General features: G+C 34.4%; 21 protein-coding genes and 3 pseudogenes. 14 read left to right on the forward strand and 10 right to left on the reverse strand.

The window, feature by feature from the left end; translation table 11 throughout:
• Positions 1-2: 2 nt before the first annotated feature.
• From LOK41_RS10395 to LOK41_RS10405, 3 genes and pseudogenes are all read left to right on the forward strand, one after another.
• Positions 3-902 (forward strand): annotated as a pseudogene (locus LOK41_RS10395) (WD40/YVTN/BNR-like repeat-containing protein).
• 227 nt (positions 903-1,129) lie between these two features.
• Positions 1,130-1,330 carry a cold shock-like protein CspB gene (cspB, locus tag LOK41_RS10400; protein WP_003198964.1) on the forward strand — a complete coding sequence of 67 codons (201 nt, stop codon included), beginning with the start codon at positions 1,130-1,132 and terminating at the stop codon, positions 1,328-1,330.
• A 167-nt stretch (positions 1,331-1,497) separates the two neighbouring features.
• Positions 1,498-2,343, forward strand: a complete 846-nt coding sequence (locus LOK41_RS10405) for an exonuclease (protein ID WP_241816394.1) — start codon at positions 1,498-1,500, stop codon at positions 2,341-2,343.
• A 220-nt stretch (positions 2,344-2,563) separates the two neighbouring features.
• Here the strand turns inward: LOK41_RS10405 and LOK41_RS10410 are convergent, their stop codons facing one another.
• Complete coding sequence (locus LOK41_RS10410; RefSeq protein WP_241816395.1) at positions 2,564-3,643, reverse strand: DUF3900 domain-containing protein; 1,080 nt, start codon at positions 3,641-3,643, stop codon at positions 2,564-2,566.
• 161 nt (positions 3,644-3,804) lie between these two features.
• Positions 3,805-4,152, reverse strand: a complete 348-nt coding sequence (locus tag LOK41_RS10415) for a hypothetical protein (protein ID WP_174101455.1) — start codon at positions 4,150-4,152, stop codon at positions 3,805-3,807.
• Between the two features lie 416 nt (positions 4,153-4,568).
• On the opposite strand from LOK41_RS10415, the gene LOK41_RS10420 reads away from it, so the two are divergent.
• Both LOK41_RS10420 and LOK41_RS10425 read left to right on the forward strand, forming a co-directional pair.
• Complete coding sequence (locus tag LOK41_RS10420) at positions 4,569-5,480, forward strand: VanW family protein (RefSeq protein WP_241816396.1); 912 nt, start codon at positions 4,569-4,571, stop codon at positions 5,478-5,480.
• Between the two features lie 387 nt (positions 5,481-5,867).
• Positions 5,868-6,440, forward strand: a complete 573-nt coding sequence (locus tag LOK41_RS10425) for a GNAT family N-acetyltransferase (RefSeq protein ID WP_241816397.1) — start codon at positions 5,868-5,870, stop codon at positions 6,438-6,440.
• Between the two features lie 374 nt (positions 6,441-6,814).
• Here LOK41_RS10425 and LOK41_RS10430 read toward each other — a convergent pair whose 3' ends face one another.
• Together LOK41_RS10430 and LOK41_RS10435 are read right to left on the reverse strand one after the other, a co-directional pair.
• Positions 6,815-7,225 carry a VOC family protein gene (locus LOK41_RS10430; RefSeq protein ID WP_241816398.1) on the reverse strand — a complete coding sequence of 137 codons (411 nt, stop codon included), beginning with the start codon at positions 7,223-7,225 and terminating at the stop codon, positions 6,815-6,817.
• Between the two features lie 45 nt (positions 7,226-7,270).
• Positions 7,271-7,726 (reverse strand): SRPBCC family protein, encoded by a 456-nt coding sequence (locus LOK41_RS10435; protein ID WP_241816399.1) that lies wholly within the window; start codon positions 7,724-7,726, stop codon positions 7,271-7,273.
• Positions 7,727-7,879: 153 nt separating this feature from the next.
• Between LOK41_RS10435 and LOK41_RS10440 the strand changes: the two are divergent.
• Positions 7,880-8,027: pseudogene (locus LOK41_RS10440) on the forward strand (VOC family protein); the annotation flags it as partial.
• Between the two features lie 83 nt (positions 8,028-8,110).
• Here LOK41_RS10440 and LOK41_RS10445 read toward each other — a convergent pair.
• Together LOK41_RS10445 and LOK41_RS10450 are read right to left on the reverse strand one after the other, a co-directional pair.
• A complete protein-coding gene (locus LOK41_RS10445; RefSeq protein ID WP_347269301.1) occupies positions 8,111-8,563 on the reverse strand; it encodes a DinB family protein in 453 nt (150 codons plus the stop codon).
• 3 nt (positions 8,564-8,566) lie between these two features.
• A pseudogene (locus LOK41_RS10450) lies at positions 8,567-9,022 on the reverse strand (GNAT family N-acetyltransferase); the annotation flags it as partial.
• Between the two features lie 339 nt (positions 9,023-9,361).
• Here LOK41_RS10450 and LOK41_RS10455 point away from each other — a divergent pair.
• From LOK41_RS10455 to LOK41_RS10470, 4 genes are all read left to right on the forward strand, one after another.
• Positions 9,362-10,147: a TrmB family transcriptional regulator gene (locus tag LOK41_RS10455; protein WP_241816400.1), complete on the forward strand. Its 786-nt coding sequence runs from the start codon at positions 9,362-9,364 to the stop codon at positions 10,145-10,147.
• A gap of 290 nt (positions 10,148-10,437) precedes the next feature.
• Positions 10,438-11,823: an FAD-binding oxidoreductase gene (locus tag LOK41_RS10460; RefSeq protein ID WP_241816401.1), complete on the forward strand. Its 1,386-nt coding sequence runs from the start codon at positions 10,438-10,440 to the stop codon at positions 11,821-11,823.
• 11 nt (positions 11,824-11,834) lie between these two features.
• Positions 11,835-12,803 carry a bile acid:sodium symporter family protein gene (locus LOK41_RS10465; protein WP_241816402.1) on the forward strand — a complete coding sequence of 323 codons (969 nt, stop codon included), beginning with the start codon at positions 11,835-11,837 and terminating at the stop codon, positions 12,801-12,803.
• A gap of 163 nt (positions 12,804-12,966) precedes the next feature.
• On the forward strand, positions 12,967-13,587 hold the full coding sequence (locus LOK41_RS10470; protein ID WP_241816403.1) for an FMN-binding negative transcriptional regulator: 621 nt from the start codon (positions 12,967-12,969) through the stop codon (positions 13,585-13,587).
• 94 nt (positions 13,588-13,681) lie between these two features.
• Here the strand turns inward: LOK41_RS10470 and LOK41_RS10475 are convergent, their stop codons facing one another.
• Positions 13,682-15,157 (reverse strand): protein adenylyltransferase SelO, encoded by a 1,476-nt coding sequence (locus LOK41_RS10475; RefSeq protein WP_241816404.1) that lies wholly within the window; start codon positions 15,155-15,157, stop codon positions 13,682-13,684.
• Positions 15,158-15,919: 762 nt separating this feature from the next.
• Between LOK41_RS10475 and LOK41_RS10480 the strand changes: the two genes are divergently transcribed.
• Positions 15,920-17,539 (forward strand): FAD-dependent monooxygenase, encoded by a 1,620-nt coding sequence (locus LOK41_RS10480; protein WP_241816405.1) that lies wholly within the window; start codon positions 15,920-15,922, stop codon positions 17,537-17,539.
• 410 nt (positions 17,540-17,949) lie between these two features.
• Positions 17,950-18,894 (forward strand): glycerophosphodiester phosphodiesterase, encoded by a 945-nt coding sequence (locus LOK41_RS10485; RefSeq protein ID WP_241816406.1) that lies wholly within the window; start codon positions 17,950-17,952, stop codon positions 18,892-18,894.
• A gap of 123 nt (positions 18,895-19,017) precedes the next feature.
• Here the strand turns inward: LOK41_RS10485 and LOK41_RS10490 are convergent, their stop codons facing one another.
• The gene (locus LOK41_RS10490; protein ID WP_241816422.1) at positions 19,018-19,917 is read right to left on the reverse strand and encodes a LysR family transcriptional regulator; all 900 of its coding nucleotides are present in this window, start codon (positions 19,915-19,917) and stop codon (positions 19,018-19,020) included.
• Positions 19,918-20,026: 109 nt separating this feature from the next.
• On the opposite strand from LOK41_RS10490, the gene LOK41_RS10495 reads away from it, so the two are divergent.
• On the forward strand, positions 20,027-21,247 hold the full coding sequence (locus LOK41_RS10495; RefSeq protein ID WP_241816407.1) for an MFS transporter: 1,221 nt from the start codon (positions 20,027-20,029) through the stop codon (positions 21,245-21,247).
• A gap of 112 nt (positions 21,248-21,359) precedes the next feature.
• Here the strand turns inward: LOK41_RS10495 and LOK41_RS10500 are convergent, their stop codons facing one another.
• Positions 21,360-21,608 carry a hypothetical protein gene (locus LOK41_RS10500; RefSeq protein ID WP_241816408.1) on the reverse strand — a complete coding sequence of 83 codons (249 nt, stop codon included), beginning with the start codon at positions 21,606-21,608 and terminating at the stop codon, positions 21,360-21,362.
• Between the two features lie 365 nt (positions 21,609-21,973).
• Between LOK41_RS10500 and LOK41_RS10505 the strand changes: the two genes are divergently transcribed.
• Positions 21,974-23,101 carry a serine hydrolase domain-containing protein gene (locus LOK41_RS10505; RefSeq protein ID WP_241816409.1) on the forward strand — a complete coding sequence of 376 codons (1,128 nt, stop codon included), beginning with the start codon at positions 21,974-21,976 and terminating at the stop codon, positions 23,099-23,101.
• Positions 23,102-23,136: 35 nt separating this feature from the next.
• Here LOK41_RS10505 and pepF read toward each other — a convergent pair whose 3' ends face one another.
• Entirely contained in the window at positions 23,137-24,924 is a 1,788-nt protein-coding gene (pepF, locus tag LOK41_RS10510) for an oligoendopeptidase F (protein ID WP_241816410.1), read from the reverse strand.
• Positions 24,925-25,002 lie beyond the last annotated feature (78 nt).

Consider the following 25,002-nt stretch of genomic DNA (forward strand, 5'->3'; position numbering starts at 1 on the left):
TCGTGGAAACAATGTTAAGTGCAACTGCCGTAACGAAATTAGAAGATGGGAAACTCCTGTTAGCAACTACATATGATGGATTATTCATTGAACAAGATGGGAAATGGAAACGGATTTTAAGCGGATTTCAAAAAAGGATTCGAGATTTACAGAGTAGCGGCAATGTAATTTATGGTGTAGGCGACGAAGGAATTTTTATTCGTAGTATGGATTGTGGTGACAACTGGACGATTCAACGTTTTCCAACAAAGGCAACAAGTTGGAATGTATGTAGTAATGAGAGTGGGACAGTTATTGCACATGGGGATAAAACGTTATATCTTTCAAATAACTTCGGTGCTACTTGGGAAACTATTCATCCATTTCTTTGTTATGGTAGTGGTGCACCGTCTATTCGTTCGCTATTTTTATATAAACATTACTTATTTATTGGTACTAAAATTCATGCGAAGTATGGTGGTGTTTGGCTTTTTGATCTGCAAAAGCGTAAGTTGAAAAGAATTAAAATAGCCACGAACCAAATGATTTCTGCGTTGACATTACATAACTCCTACTTAGTAGCAGCAAGTGGATCTTGCAGAGGAATAAGTGGGAATATTTCTTTTTGAATGGTAGATGAGATTATTAAAAAGAAAAAATTAAATTGGCATACATGTCAAAGTGAACAAAAAGCAAGTAGCTATTTAGATTTAAGTGTTGATCAACAAGTATTATATACAACATCTACACAGAATAAAGCTGGAATTAGTACGGTATGTCGTGTCCTCCTTGATGAAGGAACGGTAACGGTATGTGGATCTATTAAAGGTCACGGGTGGCGCATTGTTAATCAGGAGGAAGGCTATGTTGTGGCTGGATCAGGAGAATCAAAATTGATGCAGTGGCAAAGAAATATTGTGTAAAATGTGTAGAAAATAAAAATCGCTTTACTTTTATTATATTGATATGATATAGTGGTTATAAACCATTTTACTTTTAATAATATAGAGATTTAAATGAGCTGTAACTTCAGAGGAGGATAGCAATGTTAAATCTCCTCTGCGGTTGCAGTTTTTTAATGTCTTTATTATTGTGTAAAGTGGTCGAAAATGAATATGTACATATAGGTACATTGTAGGAGGATTTTTTCATGCAAAACGGTAAAGTAAAATGGTTTAACTCAGAAAAAGGTTTCGGATTCATCGAAGTTGAAGGCGGAGAAGACGTATTCGTTCATTTCTCAGCTATCCAAGGCGAAGGATTCAAAACTTTAGAAGAAGGTCAAGAAGTTACTTTCGAAGTAGAACAAGGTAACCGTGGACCACAAGCTACTAACGTAGTTAAGAAGTAATTGAATTAAAAGGAGAGGGGCTTGCCCTTCTCTTTTTTTTGTCTTTTTTATTTGTCTTAATGTTCAAAAAATAATCTATAATCTTTTTTAGGAATTTTGTTTTGTGCATTTGTACAGTGGAGACTATATAGTTATAAATATAATCAAATAAGGAAGGGGTATGTGAATTGAATGAACCTAAATGTTATATTGTATTTGATGTTGAGAGAAATTTTCGACCCTATAAATCACAAGATCCGTTAGAAGTAGTTGATATTGGAGCAATCAAAGTAGAAGTAAGTACAATGCGTATTATAGGACGATTTTCTTCACTTGTTAAACCAACTGCACCTCTAACCCGCCATACAACAAAATTAACAGGAATTACAAAGAGAGATTTAAAAGAGGTGGAAACGTTTCCGAAGGTAATGGAGCGATTCCTTCAATTCGCTGGAGATGATGGCATGTTTATAACATGGGGGAAGGAAGATTACAAATTTCTCGCGCAAGATTGTAAGCTGCATAATATCGAATGTCCTAATATAGAGAATGAAAGAAGATTTGATTTGCAAAAATTTGTATTTCAAGCATATGAGCAATTATTTATACATACACCAAGTTTGAAATTCGCGGTGGAACAATTCGCTTTAGAATGGGAAGGGAAACAGCACCGTGCTTATGCAGACGCTAAGAACACCGTAAATATCTTTCTTAAAGTATCCAAGGAAAAAGATATTTATAAGCGATATAAAAGAAATGAAGAACTCATACTTGCAAAGAATGGTGTATTAACTGAAAAAGCAAAAAAGAAAATGAAGAGATGGGTATTTAAAGAATTAAAGAAAAAAGAATATGTTCAATTTACTTGGGGAGATTTTAAAAATAGCAAGACATGGGGGAATATAACGGAACGATATTATATTGATAATAACACGATACGACTTTTACAAAATTATTTTACTATTGCTGTACAGAAAGGGGAGCAGCAATTACGAGTGTTACAGGAAATGAATAACAAAATGAATGATGTGTAGTCCAGGAATGCAAGTGAGAATAAAAGAGCGCTACAGATTAGCGCTCAATACAAACTATGATAAGGAAAGAAAGGACGAAAATTTAAAATAAAACTTTATAAGATGATTCTTTTTTGAAACATTGTTAGGTTTAATGAGAGTATAACTGTAACTTCTAGTGATTTATGGACTTGTTTGTAAGTCCTAAAAATTTTTGAAAGTTAAAATCGTATCATTTTAGTTAATATTGATGTGGGTTGGAAGCTTTTTTCTCAATCCGCTCAATCACATCTTGCAGCTCATCTGGCTTCAAAAACTCAATCGGAGAGAATCCCTTCTCAAACGTCAGTGTATCCGCCTCTATCATGAGTACATATCGATCATTTACCTTCGCAATATGAATCTGGTCACCAAAATCCGCAAGTAGTGCCTTCACAGAAATATGGTCTGCTTTTACTTTGAGCTCAACCTCAGGAGCATGCTCGACGATTTGGGCCGTTGCTTCCATTACTTCCTCCGTTGAAAACTGTTCCATAATTTCACGTTTAGGACTCGCAGCCCATACTTCCATCGCTTGGTCGAATTGTTCACGTTCTTCTGTTCCTTCTTCAAAGACGTCTTCAATTTGGTCATATACCATATCCATAACTTGTGTTTTCATAATTTCGGGCATAGAGCGCTCATATTCAACAAATTTTAAGAAATCCTCGAAGTAGCGGGCATGTGATGCTTGGTGGATTTTTAGTTCGCCTACTTCGACCATGCCTTCTTCTGGCATGTATGGGTATTGAATGGATTTCATGTTTTTTGTCGTAATTGCCATTTCAACATTATGAATAAGTGTTGCTTCGTCAGAAATGGAAGCAACTTTTGGTTCGAAGTCACACTTCATAACGAATACAAATGGATCGTCAAAATATTTACGTAGTTTTGCCTGGGCAACTAAAAATACACCACCACGTATTGCACTTGTATCGATATATGTATAAACGAGAGGTTCACTCATATCTTTAAAATTCTCTTTCGTTTCTGCAAAGCGGATACGATTAAACAAATTATAATGAGGGTTTGAATCGAATTCGTGCCCAGCTTCTACAATAAATCGGCCAATCTTTGTTGGGGCTTGTTCGGTCTTTGCGTGACGTTCTACTTTTCGCTTAGATATTTTTAGTAATTCGCCATCTAAGAATTCCTTTAAAGAGCTGTCTTTATATTCTTCGGCATCTAACGTTTGGAAATGTTTATATCGCTTATCTGCTTGTTCGCCTTTTCCTTCTACTTGTACGACATAGAAGGAGAGGAAATTTATTTCAAAATCCATATTTATCACCTTGTTTCATTTCATTGACTCTTATCAGTATAGAGATGGAGAAAACTTTCGTCAATTTTATAAAGCAAAACGAATATTGGGGATTTGCTATCTGCTAATTCAGAATATAGGAAGGGAGAGTCCCTTCCTAATATAGTTCTTTGTGTTACGAATTAAAATCCATCCTCAAGTGCTGAAAATGGAATGTTGAGTCGATTTTCTACAGTACGTAAACGTTGATTTAATCGATTGAGTCTACGTGTATGTCGTTCTACTGTGTTTTGAAGTTGATTTACTTGCCGGTTTAATTGATTTACTCGTTGCTCTAGCTCATTTACTCGTCTTTCTAGTTGACGGCCGCCACCACCAGGAAATGAAATTGGAATTTGAAATTGTCTGTTTGGATCATATGGATCGAGTTGTTCTGTTTGTTCTATATATGGTTGATGTTGCGGGTGTACATCATATTGTTGTTGGTATACATAAGGATTGTATGGATCATATGAATTGTAGGGATACATAAACATCCTCCGTTCTTTAAATTTGTTTGAATTCATCATAATGTATGTGTAAGAGCGGATGGGTGGCACGGCAAATACCTATTTTGAATAGAGCGCTTCATCAAACGTATGTAAGAGAATTTGTAAAGAATTTTTTATGAATCTTAATTTATTATAAAAAATTCCGAATTATCAATGTATTAAAATTGTTTTTGGATTATCGTTTGGTATATACTGGTTAAATAAGAGGAAGATTACATTCTTAACAAACTTAAGGTTTTTAAGTAAATATGTGTAGACATTTCGTAAAGAAAAGAGTAATTTTAATATAGTGGAAATCAGATTGTAATATTTTGTAGTCATATTGCAAAGTCATGTAATCATACATACATAATTTTAAAAACAAAGAGTAATAGTAGGGTAAAGGAGAGAGTGTATTGTTACGTAAAGTAAAAAGTGTGGTAATAGGGGCTCTATGCGTAGGGGTAGTGAGTGGGTGTGGTACAAAGGTGAGTGAAGTTTCATTAGTAAGCGGTATAGGAGAGCATGTCGTAGAAGCTAAGACTGGTGTCAGTGAAAGTGTAAGTTTGGTTGATGCTAGAAGTGGGAAAGAAGTAAAAAATGTGAATCTAGCAAGCTTAGGTTATTTTGAAGATGAAAATAAATTTAAAAAAGAAGTAACGAAGGTTGCTAAGGAAGTAGGAAAAAGCATTGATCAAAAGATGGTTCCGTCCCGTATGGCAAGTGATGGAACATGGCAAGAAGGTAAGCCTTCTTATGAATTAATGGAAAAAGAACTAGTAGACAAATTGATGAACGTAGGTATGTGGGATTCTTCTTATCAATTGCCGATTGTTGAGAAAAAACCAGTAGCGACACCGGCTGATGCAAATGGAAGTGGCGCAGTTTTAGGGAGATATGAAACAAACTTAGGTGGTTCTACAGGTGGTAGAATTGAAAATATCCGTTTGTCTGCAAATAGCATTAGTGGTGTAGTACTAGGAAAAGGAGATCGCTTCTCTTTTAATGCGCTAATCGGAGATACAACACCGGATAAAGGGTATCAGTTAGGAAAAGAAATTGTTGATGGAAAATTAGTAGATGGTTATGGTGGTGGAGTATGTCAAACATCTTCTACTCTTTATAATGCAGCTGATCAAGCTGGTTTAAAAATGGTAGAAAGAACAACACACTCTAAAACAGTAGGATACGTTCCAAAAGGCCGAGATGCTACAATTGCATATCCATATTTAGATTTAGTATTTGAAAATACAAATGATGTGCCTGTGAAGCTTTATATGAGTGTAGAAGGTGGAAAGCTTGTTGCTGAGGTACGTGCAGCAAGATAAGAGTAGTGTTACCGCTCAAGAAAGACTAGCTATTAGTGGTGGGAGAAAAATAATCACTAATAGAAGTTTCGCATTATCATTGTTTAAGCCATTCTTTCTAGTATTTTTGTAGAAAGGATGGCTTTTTGTATATACATAAATCAGTAATGGGAATTTTCTTGCTTGTAGTTGCTTTGATGAAATTAAAAAGAAGGCCTTCCGTACACTAAAGGAGAGCTGTTTTTTTACTACGCTCAAACCTCATAAAGAAAAACAATGCATAGATTACCATATAAATATGAAAATTAGCACGAATTATTTAAAAAATCTTTTGTGTACATTATAAAATAAGGAGATGAAAATGAAAATTTACATATCTATTAAAGAATAACTTAAGGAGAGAATAACATGAATCTAGAAATGATTTTTGGAGATTTTCCAGTATTAGAATCTACGAATCTAGTTTTAAGAAAAATTGAAGAGGAACACTTACAGGGAGTATTTACAATCTACGATAACGAAAATGTATTTGCATATTGTGGAATCATTCCTAAGCATAACATACAAACGGTAAGTAAAATGATCGGTCATTTTGATAGGGATTACCATAAAAAAAGTAGAGTTAAGTGGGGAATCTTTCAGAAGAATGAAATTAACAAACTGGTAGGAATTATAGAATCTATGGATTTTAACAAAAAAGTGAACATGGTATCTATCGGTTATTTTTTAGCAGAGGACTACTGGGGCAAGGGGATTGTAACTGAATCGGTTCGTATGCTAGTAAAATTTTTATTTGAAGAAGTAAATGTAAACAGAATTCAAGCAGAGGTCATGCCTGCAAATGAGGTTTCAAAAAAGGTCCTCTTAACAAACGGTTTTATAAAAGAAGGATTGTTAAGACAAGCTTCATTATGGTCTGGAAAAGGAGTTGTTGACTTAGAAATATATGGTATTCTAAAGGAGGAATATGTGAGTAGTTGAATTTTCTGATTTTCCATTTTTATAGGGTTTTTATTTTTCACATTTTATATGTGATATCAATTATAATATTACTTATGTTTTTCTTAAATTTAGAAAGTGAAAAAATAGCTATTTTTCTCAGCTTGAAGGTGATGGATACTTTGAAATAGTAACTTGATGGACATGTGGTGCTAATCAAAGGAGGAGGAACTGTGCAATTCATTTTGGAAACCGTAGCAATTGCTGGAATCATATTCATCATTGTGGTTTTAGGATTTAGTAAAACGTTAAAAGATGTTAATAGAAGGAAGAAGAATAAAGAAAACAAATGAATCGTATTGTAAAATGATATAGAAAAAGGTGCTTATGTATAGAGGCACCTTTTTCTATGGAAACTAAGCTTTTGTATAATTTAAATCCCAAATAACACCGAAGCAATCTTTCACTTTAGCAAATTTTGCTCCCCAGAATGTATCTTGTAATTCCATAAGTACAGTTCCTTTTTCGATTAATGTACCGTAAATTTTTTGAATCTCATCTTCACTATCTAATTCAAGAGCTAATGAAATATGATTTCCAACTTCAACGGATTGACCTAAAAATGCATCAGATACCATGAAAAATAAACCATCTTTCTTGAAACGAGCGTGCATAATGCGATTATCCATCTCTGGTGGCGTTGGGAATTCAGCATCACCGAAAGTTTGGATTCCTTGAATTTCTCCTTCAAATACCGATTTGTAGTATTCAAGTGCTTCTTTTGCATTGCCGTTGAATGTTAAGTATGGGGTAATTTGTTGTTGCATTTGTAACGCTCCTTTAATGTTTTATTATGTTACTTAAGTAACAATCTATTTACTATATTCAGACTCAGCAATCGTTTTAACACGATTAACAAAGTCAACTACAACTTGATTTGTAGCAGATTTCATATATAATTCAGCTTGCTCAGTTAATGGCTGATTTGTAGCGGTATATTTAAATAATGTTTGATTTTCATCTATTTGTCTTAATTCGTATGTAGCAGTAATATTAAACATATTAGCAAGAGTAAAACCGAACTTCAAATTTTTTAGAGTTAGTAAATTGATGTAATCAAGAGTTTCTACATCATATTCTTGAATTTCTTCGCCCTCTTTGTATTTTTGGCGATAAACATTCCCAACGATTGCATCGGTTTCTTTGAGCGGTGTATTCTCTATCACTTGAGGCATTAGCTTTTGCATTTGAGATAATGAACCATCTAAATAAGAAAATAGGTGCTCAATAGGCGTGTGAATGATAATTTCTTCTGTCCAGCTTTTCATTACAGTTCCCCTTTCTATTTTGAATTAATTTCATGATACAAACGAATGTTCGTTTCGTCAAGTTGTTTATAGAGTTTGATGCTGATTTACAAGTTGAGAAAATTAAATATCCATTCGTATAGTTATAGTTAAATTTCATTTCTGTTATAAAATACAATTTTGTTACCGTATAAAGAGGCATTGAATGAAGTGAAAGAAAGATTAGTAGAGAAAACATCATGAATTAACAGAGAAAGTAAATGGGTTTACAGTTGTGGACCCAAGTGGAATTACGGTGCAGTTTGAAGTAGAGGTAGAATAGTAAAAATAAGGAGGAGAGCGGACGGTGAGCTTTCCTCGTTATTTTTGATATGTAATCTAGGACAGCAAAGGATGAAAAGAGATTTATTTTTTTCGAGTTGCAAATATTTGAGTAAGATGATGATTCATATGATCAATATAATCTTTGATAAGCCACTCTAAAGTTACTTCCTGTTGGTTTTCTAACTTACATATAAGTTGCCATTGTTCATTTTTTACATTGTTTAGTAATTTTATAATCTGTGTGTTAATAGCTTCCCATAATTTTAGAATTTCATTTGATGAAAAAGATTGTTGATAATTATGTGCATACACCCACGAATCTTGATTATAACCAGTGAGTGTAATAGTTTTCTTTGAAGTAAGAATATCAACAAAACGTTTATGGTTGACTGTACCGGAATCGCAAAGATGTCCTAATATTTCTTTTTTAGACCATTTTGTTGGGGTAAGTTTTATGTCCATGTCAGAAATGAGTATCATTTTTTGAGAAGCTGTATGAATTGTATTTTCTAGTTGAGTTGCTAATGTAGACATGTGAATTCCTCCGTTATGTAAAATTGTTTTTTCAGAAGCAACATTCCATTCGTCGCAAACGACAAGCACTTTTGTAACATCTAATTCTTTTATTTTTTCCAATGATAATGCTAATAATTTTGTAGCAAACCCTTTTTGTCTTGCGGAAGGGCGGATGCCATAACCAATATGTCCACCAGCGTTGAATAGATGTTCTGTTAACTGATGGCGAATATTTACGGCTCCAACAATTTTTTTATTATCTGCAATAAGCCAATAAGTAGAGTCAGGTACCCAACCTTTACGGAGATTTTTTCCTTCTGATGCATCGAGTAGCTCTTGAATCATTTCTGGAAAATTAGAAGGATCTTTTGCAATAACCCAAGGAATCATTGTTTCGCCGCTATTTTTCCATTCTTGATAGAATTCTAGATATTCTTCTTGTAAGTCGATTGTAGGCTCAGTTAAGTAGACATTCATCTTAATTAAACTCCTTTATAAATTTTTTGAAATATTAAAATAATATTAACATAATTTGGATAATAGAGGAATAAAGTACTTGCGGATAATAACGTTTATGGATTTAGAGACTATAGATTGGGATGTCCAAATGTTGTTCATTGCTTTAATGAATATGTACGTAATACTGTGATTCTACATTTGAAACTTACCTTCAATATTTTACCATGTTAATTAATGAGGATAAGTAGATGAAATTTTGTTTGTTTTCGTTTAAACTAAATGTAATATCAAATTAGGAGTATTGATAAATACTACTTAAAGAATATTTAATTTGACTGTTTAGTAAGGGGGATTCGCATGATTGATTTACTGAAAAAGATAGGTTTGTCTGATTTAGAAGCAAGATGCTATTTGACGTTACATGAAGAGTCAGATTTATCCGGGTATGAAGTTGCAAAACGAGTATCTGTTTCAAGAACAAATGTATATGCTGCATTATGGTCATTAACAGACAAAGGAGCTTGCCGAAGTATGGAAGGGGAGACCGTGCTTTATAATGCTGTTCCAATTGAGCAATTAATCCGCCTTTTTCAAGCTGAATTTGAACAAACTTCGAAGGATCTTATGAATCAATTAAAAACTCCACCTAAACCTACACCTGCTTTTTATAATTGGCAAGGAAGTCATGCGTTAGATAAGGTTGTACGTCGCGTTATTGCAAATGCAGAAACATCTATAGTTGTAGATATTTGGTCAGAAGATTTGTATCGTATAGAGGAAGCGTTACTTGTAGCAGAAAGTAAAGGGATTAGTGTGATCTTAATTACAATGGGAGCATGTAAAACATCTCTTAAACATGTATTCCAGCATTATAGGGATGAAGAATGGCCTACAGAAGAAAAGAAATTTTCGATTCTCTGTGATTCTAGTTTAGCTTTAATTGGTAGTTTCGAAGGAGATATGAAGCCATCGGCATTAGAGACGAATCATCCAGCAGTAATTGAAGTAATAAAAAATGCTTTTTACCATGATATGATGATGCAACATATCGAAGAAGATTTTGGAAAAGAATTTCAAGAGAAGTACGGAGAGAATTACCGGAAAATGTTAAGCTATTTCAAAGAGAAAGGTTTGCATGTTTAATTGGAGTGCTTTTGGAAGTATTGCTGCCAGTCAAGATATATATAAATGGAAAAGGAATTCCAAAATCTCTAAATGAATAAACTTTTTTCATATAAATACAAAAGAGTCCAATATGAGTGGGCTCTTTTTCGTTTTTTATGATAGGAAGAATTTGGAGTTGTTTCTAAATTAAACCTTGAATTATTTGACTTTTCAGATTATTATGTATGAAATAGTTCATCAGATGAATCGTTATAAAACGATCCTAAATTGTATATCAAATCTGTAACAGAATGATGGGAGAGAATGAAATGAAAGCTGAAACTGCAAATTTGATAATTGCCTTAAAAGAGGTACTTCCTGAAACAGGAGTAGTAGTAAATGAAACGGTGAGAGAACTTCACAGTAAAGATGAATCTTACCATCCTAAAAGTTTACCTGATGTTGTTGTATTTCCAACAACGACAAAAGAGGTTAGTGAAATAATGAAACTAGCAAACAAGTATCAAATACCGGTTGTACCATTCGGAGTAGGATCAAGTTTGGAAGGGCATGTGATTCCGTATGAAAACGGGATTACAATCGATTTTTCACTTATGAATCAAGTGTTAGAAGTAAGGGAAAAGGATTTTTTAGTTAAAGTGCAACCTGGGGTAACTCGTTTACAGCTTAATAAAGAATTAAAAAAGCATGGGTTGTTTTTTAGTGTCGATCCAGGAGCTGATGCTACATTAGGGGGAATGGCTGCCACAAATGCGAGTGGAACGACTTCAGTAAAGTATGGCGTTATGCGTGATCAAGTTCGGGCTTTAGAAGTTGTATTGGCAGATGGAACGATTATACATACAGGGACGTTAGCTGCAAAGTCATCATCTGGTTATCATTTAAATGGTATTTTCGTTGGATCAGAAGGAACACTTGGCTGTTTTACGGAATTGACGCTTAGAGTATATGGAATACCTGAGCATACGATGGCAGCGAGAGCATCTTTTCCGACAGTGAATGATGCGGTAGAAGCTGTGATTGATATTTTACAGGCGGGCATTCCAATCGCGAGAATTGAACTTGTTGACGAACTATCTATGAAACAGGTTAACAAATATAGTGAAACAAACTATAGAGAAGAGCCGACGTTGTTTTTAGAGTTTCATGGTAATGAAGCAGGGTTAAAACAAGATATTGATTTCACAACAGAAATTGTGAAGGATCATAAATGTAACGATATTTCATTTGAAACAGAAACAGCAGCAAGAAATAAATTATGGGAAGCAAGACACAATTTAGCATACGCCTATGTTCACAGCAATCCGGGGAAGAAACTAATGAGTATGGATATTTGTGTACCTATTTCAGAGTTAGCGGATGCAATACAATATGCAAAAGAGACGTTAGATGAGATAGGAATCATTGGGGGAATACTTGGACATGTCGGAGATGGGAACTTTCACGTTTTATTAATGGTGAATCCAAATGATAAAGAGGAAGTACATAAAACGGAAGCGGTCAATGAAAAAATTGTAATGTATGCTCTGGAGCGCGGCGGTACATGTACAGGTGAACACGGGGTAGGGGTTGGTAAACGGAAATATCAAGAAAAAGAGCACGGTGCAGCACTTCTTGTGATGAAAAATATAAAACAAACTCTTGATCCAAAAAACATTTTGAATCCGAATAAGATTTTTAAAATCAAAGAATAAAGGATGGTTCGATGAAAACGTTGGAAGCAATTAGTAATGTAGCAGGGAAATATTTTGCCATTTGGGTTATTTGTATCGCAGTTATCGCTTTTATTATTCCAACACCATTCATTTGGTTCAATGGGTACATAACAATTTTACTAGGTATTGTTATGTTTGGAATGGGACTGACGCTAAAAGCGGTTGATTTTAAAATGATTGTAACGAAGCCGTTACCAGTCATTATTGGAGTGTGCGCTCAGTTTATGATTATGCCTCTCGTTGCATATGCACTGGCTTATATGATGAATTTGCCAGCAGAACTAGCAGCGGGATTAGTATTACTAGGTTCAGTGCCAGGTGGAACTTCGTCAAACGTAATGGTGTATCTCGCGAAAGGAAACTTGCCTTTATCTATTGCGATGACATCATTATCGACATTACTTGCACCGATTGCTACCCCTTTTATTTTATTACTATTAGCAGGGCAATGGATGCCAGTTGATCCGATGTCGATGTTTCTTTCTATCGTACAAGTCATTATTGTCCCAATTATTTTAGGGATAGCAGTGAGAAAGTTCTTTCCTGCGGTAGTGAATAAAGGGATTACAGTCGTACCCCTTATTTCAGTGTTAGCAATTATTATTATCGTTTCAGCGGTTATTTCAGCGAATGTAAGTAGTGTTGCTTCTTCCGGATTATTCATTTTTGCAGCAGTGATGCTCCATAATGCTTTTGGATTTTTACTGGGCTATTTAACGGCATTCGTACTTGGTCTTGATGAAGGAACGAGACGGGCGATTTCGATTGAAGTGGGGATGCAGAACTCTGGTTTAGGTGTAGCACTAGCTACTGCACATTTTGGGCCATTAGCAGCTTTACCGAGTGTTTTAGCGGCGGTATGGCATAATATCGCAGGACCTATCCTTGCTACGTTTTGGTCGAAAAAGCCAGCGGATATTTTGCAGAGAAAAAGTATTCAAACGAGTGTAGAAAGGTGAGTGCATACCTATTTCAAACGCTTTTCAGTTCAAATACTGAAAGGCGTTTTATGGTGTATAGAAGTAGTACGACCCTTATAAAATAATCATTATCTGTCCCTGTTGGGTTCGCTTTTTTCTAAATATAATGGGAAGATAAAATGATGAGAAAAGAGGAAAGAATATGTATATACCTAAATACTTCGATGTAAAAGATGAAGCAACAAAATATGAAATGATTGAACAAAATAGCTTTGCAACGTTATTTTCTCAGCATAATGGAGCACCATATGCAACGCATCTTCCTTTGCTGTTAAATAGAAATGAGCGCACCTTATATGGTCATTTTGCGCGCCCGAACGAACAATGGAAAGACATGGGGAATCAAGAGGTACTTGTGGTTTTCCAAGGTCCACACTGCTATATTTCTCCGTCATGGTATGAAACAAACAAAGCAGTACCAACGTGGAACTATGTAGCAGTTCATGTATATGGTGAAATGGAAATTGTAGTCGATGAACAAGAATTAATCGATTCTCTTCGTGATTTAGTAAATAAATATGAAGATCAGGCGAGCTCCTATTCACTAGATGAAGTAGAACCTAGTTATATTGAAGGGTTAAGTAAAGGAATTGTCGGATTCAAAATAAAGATTAATAGAATTGAGGGGAAATGGAAGCTAAGTCAAAATCATTCAGCGGAGCGGCAAGAATTAGTGGTGAAGCAACTTGAACAAATGGATAGTGAGAATCATAAAGCGATTGCTATGTTGATGAAAGAAAATCTTATAAAGAATGAGGAATGATTTTTTCATAAAAAAATGCTATCCCTCCATTTTGAGGGATAGCATTATGTAATATAGATAGTAAATCATGAGAAAGTGTTAACTGCATCTTTTCTTACGTACCACAAAAAGTTCGATAAGGACGAGATGAAGCGGCAGGCAATGTAGCATATTCACATTGTTCAGGTGAATGTGCATAAGGGCTTGAAAGAACTGCAAGCAGTCGATTCATTACGCTGTAATCTCCTTGTTTTACTGCGGCCCCTAGCGCCTCTTCCACACGGTGATTTCGTGGAATAATCGCAGGATTGTTGTCGCGCATTAACTGATGTGAAGAAGATTTTGATTCTTGCTGTCTGCTTAGTCGTTTTTGCCATTTTTCATTCCAAACCGTAAATTCTTGGCTTGTAAATAAATCGGTATCTTTATCAGTATCAAAAGTTAAAGCAAGGAAGGTGTTCGTATAATCTGCGCGGTATTTCTCCATCAATTTAAGGAGCTCATCGATAAGCGCTTTATCTTCTGCTTCTTCATTACATATACCTAGTTTTGTTCTCATTCCAGTAAGCCAATGCTTTTCATACAATGCACCGAAATTTGAAAGCTCATCTTGGGCTAATTGGACAGCTTGTTCTTCGTCTTCATGTAGCAGTGGTAATAATGATTCCGCAAAACGGGTAAGATTCCAAACGCCAATATAAGGTTGGTTGCCATAGGCATATCGTCCTTGTGTGTCAATAGAACTGAATACAGTTGCTGGATCATATTCATCCATAAAAGCACATGGGCCGTAATCGATTGTTTCTCCGCTAATGGTCATATTGTCAGTATTCATGACTCCGTGAATAAAACCGACGAGTTGCCATTTTGCAATTAGGCTTGCTTGTTGCTTCATCACTTCTTGAAGTAGCGCTAAATATGGTTTTTCATCTGATTGAATAGCTGGGAAATGACGTTTAATCGTATAATCAGCTAAAGCTTTAAGATTCTCAACTGAGCCGCTTGCTGCTGCGTATTGAAATGTGCCGACGCGTATATGACTGCTGGCTACACGTGTTAAGATTGCACCGGGTAAAGCTGTTTCGCGCAAGATTGACTCACCCGTTGTTACTACAGCTAAACTACGAGTAGTAGGAATACCAAGTGCATACATTGCTTCACTGATAATATATTCACGGAGCATTGGACCAAGTGCAGCGCGTCCATCTCCGCGGCGGGAATATGGTGTTCGGCCGGCCCCTTTTAGTTGAATATCAAATTGTTTACCTGAAGGTGTAATCTGTTCACTAATTAGTAGAGCACGTCCGTCCCCTAGCATGTTGAAATGCCCGAATTGATGCCCAGCATAAGCTTGAGCAAGAGGAGAAGCGCCTTCAGGTACTTCATTGCCGGCAAACACTGCTACACTTTCTTCACTTTGAAGTGCCCCTACGTTTAACCCTAAAGATGTTGCTACAGAATCGTTAAGAATGATTAACTTTGGTGAACGCACGGGTGTTGGAGAAGTTTTTGTGAAAAATGATTCTGGGAGACGAGCATAACTATTGTCAAAGTTCCATCCAGTTTCTTGTGTTTCTTTTTTCTTTTCCATTGTATCTCCTTTTCTTGTTCATTCTAGTTTAAAGCATAATATAAAAAGTATTTCATAATATTCTCCGTTTTATTTGTAGACAGAAGGGAATTTTAATATTGTTGCACTTTTGTCCTTCGTTTTTGTGATCTACTTGTAAATATATATGATACAACTTTAATCAATGGTAAATAAAAAATGCATTAGTAATTGAGTTGTATTCAAATGGTTCTGATATATATAGTAACACTTTTATTTACAGAACCAAAACGTAAACATTTTTCAATAGGTAAATGTCTTTAGTCGATGTTGGAACATTAAGACGGTAAGTTGAAATATAGAATCTCTAGATAAAGTGAAATGTTAATCAGTGGGATTTCTACTGTTTGTGAATACGGGGTAAATTTTCAGGAATTGAAAACTTTAAGGCTCATCATAAAAAGGTTGATAATAAAATGAAGATTTATAATTGGTGAACAATCCCTAACATATAGGGGTGGAGTATTAAGAAAAGAAAAAGCTGCGCTCATTTTATAATGAGTGTAGCTTTTTTGTTATTATAGGTCGTTTAATTTTTAAGTTAATAGTATATAGTTTGTGATTACGCTTTATTTTATGAAAAGAAATTTATCAATAAACAGAATACATTTTTTGGGGCGTACTCTATCTATATGATAAATGATTCAGAAAAATAAGTCTATATTTTTCTGAATTTCCTTATTATAGTTAAACTACTGAGCTCAGTGAAATTTATGTGTGTTTTATATGAAAGGAGAAATACGCATGAAATCCATTCATGTTCCAGTTTTAATTATTGGAGGAGGTTTAACAGGGTTAACCTCGGCATTATTTCTTTCTCGTCGTAAAGTGGATTATTTACTCATTGAAAGACATCCAACTACTGCTATTCACCCAAAAGCAGGGGGGATTACTTTTCGCACGATGGAATTATTCCGGGAATTAGGTGTAGAAAAGAAGATTCGCACTGCTGGAAAGATGCTGGAGAACTGCCGTGGAAGGGTTAGTGTAAATACAATCGCTGAAACAGACTATGAAGAATTAAAAAGGGTAAAGATGGTTCAGGATGAAAATGATAAAAGTTTGTCCGAGTTGATTAAAAAGATTAGTCCATCAAAACCGACTTCGTGTTACCAAATTAATTTAGAACCAATGTTACTGCAAGAGGCTAGGCGATTAGGTGGAAAGCTGTGGTTTCATCATGAACTTGTTTCTTACAAACAGGATGAACTGGGAGTAACTGCTATTGTGCGAAATTGTGAGACGAAAGAGGAACAAATTATTTATAGTAATTATTTAATTGGAGCAGATGGGGCAAAAAGTCTGATACGTAAACATTCTGGCATTCCTACTAATGGTCGTGGTACGATAGGGGGCCATTATATAAATATCTACTTTAAAGCAGATTTGAGTGATTTCATAAAAGGGGATGCTTTTGCTTTCACAATGATTACAAATCCTGAAGTTTTTGGTGCATTGATTCCGGTCAATAATAAGGATTGCTGGATTTATCATGTAGCCTATAATCCTTTACAAGGAGAAGCCCCAGAAGATTTTTTTGTGAAGCACTGTCAAGAAATTATTCAAAAAGTCATTGGAAAATCAAATCTAAATGTGGAAATATTAAGTATCACACCTTGGGAAGCAACAGAAAGTACAGCTGAACGTTTTCAAGATAATCGTGTTTTCTTAGTTGGCGATGCAGCTCACCTTATGCCGCCCACAGGAGGCTATGGTTCAAATACAGGTGTTCAGGATGCTCATAATTTAGCTTGGAAATTAGCTGCTGTTATCCATGGACAAGCGAATCCCAAGTTATTAGAAACTTATCATGCGGAGAGGCATCCTGTTGTACAATTAACCACGGATTACGCAAGCAGCATTCTACTGCGGGCTGCGAATAGAGAAGAAGCTAATTTGAATACTATGGATAGTTTAGCTGTTACTGTAGGTTATAAGTACTGTTCCGCGGCAGTAATAGATCAAGATGAGAATCCGCACAGAATGGATATTTTAGAGCTCAAGGGAAGGCCGGGAACACGAGCTCCACATATGTGGGGGATTTATCAAGGGAAGCGGACTTCAATACTTGATTTATTGGGAAGGAACTTTGTGTTATTTACGGGTTCAGAACACGATTTTTGGTTAGTTGCTGCACATACTGTTGCTTCACGTTTAAAAATAAGTATTGATGTATATCGAGTTTGTCCAAAAGGTGATTTTATTGTGCAAGATAACATATTTGAAATGTTATATGAAATAGATACTGAAGGAGCTGTATTAGTAAGGCCAGATGGATTTATTGGGTGGCGTACAGAAGAAGTATTAACACCCGATCTAGTACTTGAAGAGGTGTTGAAGTGTATACTATGTAAATCTTCTTAAAATGAAAAATTCCTATTAATTGATGAAAAATATTCACAAATTTTCATGGATTTGGTATGATGAAATTCAACAAGTTAATAGAGGGCCGGAGATTTTGAGAAAAGCCATAAGACAATTTTAGGATACTAGTAGTGTATTTTAAAATGTTTTATGGTTTTTTTTGTTGGGGGTAAAAAAGCACAATAGAGAATACGATTGCGATAAGGAAAGGTGTGATAAAAAAGAAAATCTTGAATAAGTAGCTTTTTGTTACATAGAGAAAGTTGCAGTACATAGAGTAATAGATTCAAATTTTGATGCAAGATTGTAATTTTATTATAGGTTTATAAAAAGTATATAGGGTATTTCTTCTATTTCGTGTAAATCTCATTAGCTTGTTGAAATTTGCAACGTGGGAAGGAATGAAAAGCATGAAAAAGATAATAAGTTTTTTAGTTATTTTCTTTACAATAGGGAGTTCTTTTTACGGGGGAACAGTTAATGCGAAAACAGAAAAGAAACATGAATTCAATGCGAATAAGTTTTTAAATATTGCTCATCGAGGAGCGAGTGGACATGCCCCTGAGCATACTTTTGCTTCATATAATCTTGTAAAAAAAATGAACGCGGATTATTTAGAATTAGATATTCAATTAACAAAAGATGGCCAATTGATTGCAATGCATGATACAGCAGTGGATCGTACTACAAATGGAACTGGGGAAGTAAGAGAAAAAACATTAAGTGAAATAAAAAGTTTAGATGCAGGGTCTTGGTTCAATGAGGCTTATCCAGAGAAGGCGAAGCAAGAATATGTGGGACAAAAAGTTCCAACACTTGAAGAGATATTTCAAAAGTATGGAAGAAGTATGAAATATTATATTGAAACGAAATCGCCTGATGTATACCCAGGAATGGAAGAAAAATTATTAGGATTGTTAGAGAAATATAATTTAATTGGACGAAATATGTCTTCAAGTCGTGTTATGATTCAATCATTTAGTCAAGAAAGTTTAAAAAAGATTCATAGTATGAATAATAATATTCCACTGGTGCAACTGCTTTGGTATTATCCAAATGAAAACAATGAGATTATTGAATGGTCAGGGCTTACTCATGCTCCTAAAAGCGTAACAACTCAAGATTTCCAAACGATTAAAGAGTACGCGGTTGGTATTGGACCAAACTTACGTGACGATAATGGAGAACTAATTATTGATAAAACTTTTATTAAAAAAGCTAGGGAAAATAGATTGCTAGTTCATCCATATACGATTAATGAGAAAGAAGATATGAGAATGTTAATTGGATGGGGCGCTACAGGTATGTTTACAAATTACCCAGATCGATTACATAGTGTTCTAAAAGGAAAATAAGAACTAACTTGAAAGTAAACGAATGATGATTTTCTAAAAAACCTAAGTCAAATTAAAATGACTTAGGTTTTTTTAGTCTAGGAAATTTATTATAAGAAATATATTTGTTATATGTAGCTGTATCTAACTTAAATAATCATGAGGGTGAATGTGATTTTTATCAATTAAGTAGGATGTATTTGTAACCCTATCGATAAACTTACGTAAAGCCCCTGAGTAAAAAATATCTTTTCGAACAATAAAAGTAGTGGGTACCTTTGAAAAACTCTCGGGTAAAGAAGTTAATACTAAAGAATGCTCATAATCTTGTATAATAGATTTTATCATGATAGCGATGCCCATACCTGATTTTACACAAGCAAGTATAGCTTCAATTGTTCCAAACTCTAATACTCGTTTTGGGTAAATTCCTTCTTCATGAAGCCAGTTTTCTAATAGGTTGCGGTAATAACAACCTTGACTAAAGGCCAACAAGTTCATCTCTCCTAAATCGTTGAAAGAGGGCAGAGGGTGTTTACTAATGAGCACTAATTCTTCTTCTTGAAATAAGATTGAATTGAGGTCAGGGTGATGTCTATTGCCAGCAATAAATGCGCCTTCCAGTTTTCTTTCTAAAATAAGTTCAATTAATTTTTCTGTTGAATGAGTTTCTAAAATGAATTCAACTTCAGGATACGTTTCATAGTACGAGGTCAGAATAGAAGGAAGACGGACTGCAGTTGTAGATTCTGTAGATCCAATTTTTAATGTTCCTTTTGGATGGGTACTGTTATTTTGGACAGCTTGAATAGATTGCTCCATTAAAGAGAGGATTTGTATCGCATACGTTAATAAAACCTCCCCATTTGAAGTTAAAGTCACACCTTTTCCATTTCGATAAAATAAAGGCGCGCCTAATTCATTTTCTAATTGTTTAATGCGCATTGTCACATTGGATTGTACATAATTTAAATTTCGGGCCGCATGTGAGATACTACCTTCCTTAGCTACTTCATAAAAAACAGTTAAATCTTTTATATCCAGTTCAATCCCCTCCTAAAGATATCAATTATTTTGATGTCTTTTATCATTAATGCTCATTTTACATGATATTTTAATTTTCATACAATTAAAATGTATGGAGGGGATGAAATTGTTAAGTCAAGAAAAGGTAATGAAGTGTAGTAGTTCGTATAAATGGATGGTGCTTATGCTAGCAACAGCAGTGCAAGCAAGTGCAACGTTAATAACATATGGGGTAGGACCTTTAGCGTTTTTTTGGAAGGAAATATATCATCTTACTGATATGCAAATGGGAATGTTGTTAACCGCTGTTAATATCGGTCCGCTTTTTTGTATGCTTTTTGTGGGGAGATTACTTGATCAATATAATGAAAGGTTATTAATCGGAGTTAGTTCTATATTTCTCGCTGGATCTCTTTTATTTGTTCAAGTAGTAGAAGGGTTTACTGGATTGTTATTTGTTCTTATGATAGTTGGAGTGTTTTATAGTGCTGCACAACCGGGAGGAAGTAAAGTGATTTTAAAATGGTTCCCGAAAGAAAATAGAGGGCTAGCTATGGGAATTAGGCAAGCTGGCATTCCTATAGGCGGTGCAGTGGCGGGAGCTATTATTCCGATTCTTTCTGTAAAGTTTAGTTTGTCATTCGTGATATATGTTCTTTCAAGTATATGCATTGCGGGAGGAGTACTGTTTTTCATTTTTTATAGAGAGCCTGTTGTTCATCATGAGCCTGCATTAAATAATAAAGGAATTTCTTTTTGTCAACAGTTAAAAGAGATAATGAGTAATAAGGAATTATATCCTGTTTTGTTTACAGGGGTTTGTATGATTTCATTACAAATGGTGTTGATTGGACATCTTATAAACTTTTTGATTACTGCTAAATCTATATCTCCTATTTTGGCTGGAAAGGTATTTGCGTTCACTTTATTTTTGGGGATGTTGGGGCGTATTGTCTTAGCTGCAATCAGTGATTTCTTTTATAAAGGTAACCGCAGGAGGCCATTGCTAATTTCTGTCTTCGTAACATGTATGTGTATATTCATTTTGATATTGAATATAGACAATCTTTCGGTATGGAGTTTATTTTTACTAGGTGGGTTGTTAGGTTTCTTTGGCATTGGATGGTTTAGTCTTTTTATGGTTGAAATTGCTGAAACAGCAAAGCAGGATTCAGTAGGAATGACGATTAGTTTTGCACTTACGCTTAATCAAATTGCAATCATGTTAGCTCCTCCTATTTTTGGACTCATTGTCGATGTAAAAGGATATATGTGGGCATGGATAGGGTTAGTGATATTGCTGTTTACTTCAGTGATAAGTTTATTGAAAAAAATGCTACGCAAATGACATTTTTTTGACAATATGCTGTATAATCAATTTTGAAAGGAATGATATCACGACATATCAATAGAAACTTTTGTCGTAATGGGAGTACTGATAAATAGTGAGATAAATAAACTTAATCCTTAGTATTATTTCTTTTCCGCTCATTTCCTCTTTTGAAATTCCCTGTTATCTTGGCCATAATGAGCTGTCGTTCTTTTTCATTATTTGCAAGATGTATTTTATTTAGAAAAGCACTTGCTTCTTTCCCTTTTAAAATCATAATTTGTTTTCCGTAATATTCAATAAAAACCATGTTATTTTTATTTGTTCGATAACTGAACATTTCGAGATCTAGTCGATTTCGTTTATCGATGTTTCCCAATAGAGTTCCTCCTTTATCTCGCTATTGTGGGGTAGTATACTTCCAGTGATGAAAGCTTTACTTTATATACTAATTGTAATGAATGTTACATAAAAAAACGAAATTATAGTTAGACGAATTAGATTGTAGGTTGGAAATTTTAAAAGAAAGTAAATACAATAAAAAGTGGTAAAAAATTTGAATATGGAAAGCTAACCTTAAACAACTTTCCGATATGGTTAATTCTTTTGGGAGGTAGAGAAGTAGGTTCGTTCATTTATAGAATTAAGCAAAAATTAAGGTCTTCTTTTCAATGAATAGAGGTAGAATGAATATATAGATGAGAATGATAATCAATACAAAATGAATAAAAAGAGGGCTCCTGTATGTCTAAGAAATATGTAACCATTTTCTTTATTATCGCAATTTTTTGTTTAAGTGTATATATGTTCATGCAAACAAATAAAAATAAGACACAGACATTAAAAGTATTTTCAGATTTTAATAGTAAAACAGAAAATGATAAGCTAAAAGTAAATACAGAGCAGCATACCCGTTATGAGGTTGCAGCGGAAAAATTAGATCAATATTTAAAAGAAAAAGGGTTTAACGGAACGGTACTTGTAACTGATAAAAATAAGGTGATTTTGAGAAAAGGCTATGGATACGCAAATATGGAAGATAAAGTTTTAACAACACCAAGAACGAAATATCGTATCGGTTCTATTACTAAGACAGTAGTTGCAGTATCTATATTACAGTTACAAGAAAAAGGAAAGTTGAATATAGAAGATAATGTGAATACATATATCCCTTCGTTCCCGGCGAATAAAAATATTACTTTGAGACATTTATTAACGCATACATCTGGACTACCGGAGCAAGGGAAAGGGAAAGTGGATGCAGCATCACGCCAAAAATTAGTGACATGGATTGGTTCGCAAAACCTTGAATTCCCTGCAGGGGCAGGGTGGAGATATACAGACTATAATTATATGGTACTTGCTTATATTGTAGAACAAGTTTCGAAGCAACCATTAGCTGAATATGTAAAAGAACATGTTTTTAATCCAGTTGGAATGCATGAATCTGGTATGGGTGCAAAGTTCCCTGAAGATATATTTTTCGCAGAAGGTTATACAAAGAAAGAGAATGAATTTGTATCTGCTCCTAAGTTAAGAATGAACTGGTTATATGGTTGTGGTGAAATGTATACAACTGTAGAAGATATGAAAAGGTTAGATGAAGCAATTATGGCGGGGAAGTTACTTTCGAAACAAAGTTTAGCATATATGTTCACTGTATCACCCGCAAGGAAATACGGATTTAGTTTTTATATTTATCCAGATTATTACCATAACCATGGTGTATTAGCTGGATGGAATACATTTAATAATTTCGATTGGGATAAGCAAATTTTTGTCATTCTTTTCTCAAATGTCCAAAACGGAATAAATGATGCATTTAATCAGGAGTTTCGAAAGATGGCAAAAGATTTATTAGAAGAAAAATGAATTTGAAAAAGCCTCTAGCGTGAGAGGCTTTTTTGTTACAGTGATGAAAATTCCTCAATTAGTTTATTAAAACGATTTAGTGCACTTTCAATTGGTTGTGGCGTTGTTAAATCTACACCTGTTTTCTTTAAAAGGTTGAGTGGATAATCCGAACTTCCGCCTTTTAAGAATTCGATATAATTTTGCCTAGCGATAGGGTCATCGCTTAACAGTTGATCTGCAATTTGGATTGCCGAAGCAAATCCGGTAGCGTATTTATAAACGTAAAATGGTCTGTAAAAATGAGGGATTCTAGCCCATCCGTATTTTACTTCTTCATCGAATACGAGTGTATCACCGTTGTATTCTCTAAATAATTTTTCATAAACATCACTAAAGGATTGCACATTTAGTGGTTTTCCTTGCTGCGCCATTTCATGCATAATCTTTTCAAATTCAGCAAACATAATTTGTGTAAAGAACGTTCCTTTAAATTGTTCAATGAAATGATTGATTAAATGCTTGCGTATGTCTACCTCTTTTGCTTCTTTTAATAGATGGTGAATTAAAAGAACCTCATTCACCGTAGAGGCGACTTCTGCTACAAAGATTGTATAGTGAGCAGAAATTCTTGGCTGAAACTTATGCGAATAATAAGTATGCATGCCATGTCCACATTCATGAACTAGTGTAAATAGACTATTTAAGTCATCATGGTGATTTAAAAGGATAAATGGATGAATGCCATATACTCCGAAATTATAAGCCCCAGAACGTTTACCAGGTAATTCTCTCACATCTATATAGCGTTTGTTTTTAAATTCTCGAAGTACTTGAATATAGTCGTTACCTAATGGAGCTAAGGCTGAAAGCATAATTTCATAGGCTTCATCATATGGAATATTTTGTTTTACACCTTTTACTAAGTCCACGCCTAAATCATACTGTCTTAATTCATCTAGTTGCAGTTTTTCTTTTCGTAAATGATTATATGTATGTAGAGATGTAATGTTCTTTTTCGTTGTATGAATTAAATTATCATATACTTCTTTTGGAACCATATCACCAAATAAAGATTTTTCTAAAGCAGATGGGTAATTTCTAATTTTGGAAATGGTAACATTATTTTTAATAGCCGCTGCTAAAGTAGAAGCGATAGAATTTTTTAGTTGCACATATGGTTGATAGTATGCTTTGTAAGCTTCTTTTCTCTTCTCTCTATTTTCGTCTTTTATTAATTTTGCGTACATGCCGCGTGTTAACTTTACTTTATTTCCATCATCGATTGTCACTTCTCCAAATATTATATCTGCATTATTGAGCATTCCGTATGTTTGTTGAGGAGAGGAGAGAGCCTCGCCCATTTGTGATAAAATTTCTTCTTTATCTTTGTTTAACACATGTTTCTTATATCGATATAATTCTAATAAGTCTTCTTTATAATATTGTAAGCCTTCGTTTTCTTCTATATAAGAATGTAATGTTTTCTCATCGATACTTAGTAAAAATGGAGAAAAGAAGGAACGAGCCGCGCTTATTTTAACGTGTAATTGTGATGTCTGATCTACAAGAGATTGCGCTTCCGTATCACGTGTATCAAGGTCTGCTTGCAGCCTTGCATAGGCATAAACGAGGCTGAACAAACTGGATACTTCTTCACTTTTTGTAAGATAAGCAAGTAAACTTTGACCATCATGGATATTTCCATTGAATTCTTTTAAGTCCTCTGTTAAAATTTCAATTTTTTCATAGTCGTTTTTCCAGTCTTCCATTGTTTTATAAATATCTGTTAAATCCCACTTTTCCTGATTAGGTACGTCCATTCTATTTTTAAATTCTGTCATAATCATTTCCTTCCCAAATATGTATTTTGTATATTCTATCTAACTATGAAATACAACAAATTGCAAAGAATCCCTGCT

Source organism: Bacillus sp. TL12 (assembly GCF_022625245.1).
Taxonomy (GTDB): Bacteria; Bacillota; Bacilli; order Bacillales; family Bacillaceae_G; genus Bacillus_A.